The organism is Kitasatospora sp. NPDC047058, from assembly GCF_040643935.1.
In the GTDB taxonomy this organism is placed as follows: Bacteria; Actinomycetota; Actinomycetes; order Streptomycetales; family Streptomycetaceae; genus Kitasatospora.
In genome coordinates this window covers 1-3,335 of the sequence record NZ_JBEYVJ010000597.1, presented here as the reverse complement: position 1 = coordinate 3,335, position 3,335 = coordinate 1, and the positions used below count along the sequence as shown (strand labels likewise).

Below are 3,335 nucleotides of genomic sequence, written 5' to 3'. Positions count from 1 at the left end.
ACCGCATCCGCGGTCACACCCGCGGCCTGCAGCACCGCCGCGACACCGACCTCGAACGCGAACAGGCCCGCCTGCGCGTACAGCGTCTGGTCCGCCAGGGCCTCGTCGACACCCTCGGCACCGAGCACCACATCGCGGACGGAAACCCCGAGCTCCAGCTCCAGCAGCCCGCACACCCGGTCGAACACCTCGGCGAAGACCGCACTGCCCTCGTACAGGCCCCGGCCCATGCCGGTCCACTGCGAACCCTGGCCCGCGAAGACCAGGCCCACCCGGGCACCGGCCCGCGCCACACCCGACACCACCGACGCCGCCGACACGCCCGCGGCGAAGCTCCCCAGGCCGCCGACCAGTTCGGCACGGTCGGTGCCCACCACGACGGCCCGGTGCTCGAACACCGACCGCGTCGCCGCCAGCGACCAGGCCACGTCCTCCGGCCCGAGCTCCGGCCGCGCCACCACCCATTCGCGCAGCCGGCCGGCCTGAGCCGTCAGACCGTCCGCCGTACGGCCCGACACCACCCACGCACCGGCCCCCGGCAGCACCGGGTCCGCCGAAGCGGCCCCAGGCTCGACGGCCTCGACGGCCGGCGCCTCCTCCACGATGACGTGCGCGTTGGTGCCACTGATACCGAACGAGGACACGCCTGCCCGACGCGGATGCTCCCCCGCCGGCCACGGCACCGACTCCGTCAGCAGCTCGACCTCGCCCGCCGTCCAGTCGACGTGCGAGGACGGCACCTCGGCGTGCAGCGTGGGCGGCAGCTGCTCGTGCTGCATCGCCAGCACCATCTTGATCACACCGGCCACACCGGCCGCCGCCTGGGTGTGCCCGATGTTCGACTTCACCGAGCCCAGTCGCAGCGGGCCGTTGCCGCCGCGTTCCTGGCCGTAGGTGGCCAGCAGCGCCTGCGCCTCGATCGGGTCACCCAGTGTGGTGCCCGTCCCGTGCGCCTCCACCACGTCCACGTCCGCGGCCGCCAGGCGCGCATTGGCCAGCGCCGCGCGGATCACCCGCTGCTGCGACGGGCCGTTCGGCGCCGTCAGACCGTTGGATGCACCGTCCTGGTTCACGGCCGAACCGCGCAGCACCGCGAGCACCCTGTGCCCGTTGCGGCGCGCGTCGGAGAGGCGCTCGACCACGAGCATGCCGACGCCCTCGGCCCAGCCCGTGCCGTCCGCGTCCTCCGAGAAGGCGCGGCACCGGCCGTCCGCGGACAGCCCCTGCTGCCGCGAGAACTCCACGAACGTCCCCGGGGACACCAGCACCGTGACACCTCCGGCCAGTGCCAGCGTGCACTCCCCCGAGCGCAGCGCCTGGGCGGCCAGGTGCAGGGCGACCAGCGAGGACGAGCACGCCGTGTCGATCGTCACCGCCGGCCCTTCGAGACCCAGCACGTACGACACCCGGCCCGACAGCACGCTCGTCGCGTTCCCGGTCATCAGGTGGCCCTCGACGCCGGACCCGGCCTCGCCGGACCAGGAGACACCGATCCCGTAGTTGGACCCGAAGCCGCCCGCGAACACCCCGGTCGCCGTCTCCCGCAGGGAGGCCGGGTCGATGCCGGCCCGCTCCAGCGCCTCCCACGAGGTCTCCAGCAGCAGCCGCTGCTGCGGGTCCATCGCCAGCGCCTCGCGGGGGCTGATGCCGAAGAACCCGGCGTCGAACCGGGTCGCGTCCCGCAGGAACGCGCCCTGCGCCACGTACGAGGTGCCCTCGCGCTCGCCGTCCGGGTCGTAGACGTCGTCCAGGTCCCAGCCGCGGTCGGTCGGGAACCCGCCCACCGCGTCACCGCCCGAGGCCAGCAGCTCCCAGAACGCCTCCGGGCTGTCCGCACCGCCCGGGAAGCGGCACGCCATGCCGACGATCGCCACCGGCTCCGCCGCCTGCTCCTGCACCTCGCGCAGTCGGGCGCGGGCGTCCTGGGCGTCTGCGATGGCCCGCTTTAGGTAACTACGAAGCTTGTCCCCGTCGGACACGGTCATCTCCCAGCAATGGTGTTTCGGGCAGAGTCAGGGGCGGGCTGTCCCGCACGGAACGTGCGGGACAGCCCGGTTCGAACGGAGCCCCTCAGGGCCGGACAGGCGTCACTCGAGCTCGTCGACGAGAGCGAACAGCTCGTCGTCGGTCGCGCCCTCGAGTTCCGCTTCGCGCCGCTTCTTGCTCTTGTCGGCGGCCTGGTCGCCGATGGCGTCCAGCAACAGGCGCAGCCGGTCGGTGGCCACCTCCCGCACCGAGTCGTCCATCGCCCCGGTACGGAGAGCGGCCTCGAGCCGGTCGAGCTCGGCGAGCACCGGGACCGACACCGCTTCCTCCGAGACAATCTCGGTTCGCAGCCAGCCGGCAAGGGCGTTCGGGGTGGGGTAGTCGAACACCAGCGTGGCGGGCAGCCGCAGCCCCGTCACCCCGTTGAGGCGGTTGCGGAGCTCGACCGAGGTCAGCGAGTCGAAGCCGAGGTCCTTGAACGCGCGCCGGTCCTCGACCGCGTCGGCCGAGGCGTGCCCCAGCACGACCGCGACCTCGGCCCGCACCAGGTCGGTGAGCACCCGCTCCTGCTCGGCCCGGCCCAGCCCGGCCAACTGCCGCGCCAGACCGCCCGCTTCGCGCACCACGCCGGTGCCGTCGGGGCTCGCCGCGGCGAGCCGGCGGATCTCGGGCAGATCCCGCACCAGCGGCATCTCCCGCGGATCCACCGGGCCGGGCGAGGCCACCAGCTCGGCCCAGTCGACGTCCATCACGGTGACGACGGCGTCCGGTCCGTCCAGCGACTCGCCCAGCGCCCGCACGGCGAGCTGCGGGTCCATCGCCGGCATCGGGGCCCGCTTGACCCGCGCCCGGACCACCTTGCTGGACTCGGCCATGCCACCGCCGGCCCAGGCACCCCAGGCGACGGTCAGCGCGGCCAGGCCGCGGCTCCGCCGGTTCTCCGCCAGGGCGTCCAGGAAGGCGTTGGCCGCCGCGTAGTTGCCCTGCCCGGCCGCACCGAGTGTGGACGCGGCCGAGGAGAACAGCACGAACGCGTCCAGGTCCAGCTCCGCGGTGAGCTCGTCCAGGTGGACCGCGCTCGCCGCCTTCGCGGCCAGCACCGTCTCCAGACGGTCCACCGACAGCCGGTCGACCACACCGTCGTCCAGCACGGCGGCCGTGTGCAGCACCGAGGACAGCGCCGGACCGCTCGCGCCGATCCAGGCCACCAGCCCGGCCAGCGCCGAACGGTCCGTCACGTCACAGGACACGACATCCACGCCCGTGCCCCGGGCGGCCAGCTCCGCGACCGTCGCCGCGACACCGGCGGCGGCCGGACCGGAACGGCCGGTCAGCACCAGCCGCTCCGC

At 74.1% G+C, this 3,335-nt stretch carries 2 protein-coding genes; both read right to left on the bottom strand.

The window, feature by feature from the left end:
• Positions 1–1,985 (bottom strand): type I polyketide synthase (locus ABZ885_RS38005; protein WP_360199283.1); only part of this gene is annotated, 1,985 nt, incomplete at its 3' end.
• 102 nt (positions 1,986–2,087) lie between these two features.
• On the bottom strand, positions 2,088–3,335 hold a 1,248-nt coding region (locus tag ABZ885_RS38000), incomplete at its 5' end, for an SDR family oxidoreductase (protein WP_360199281.1).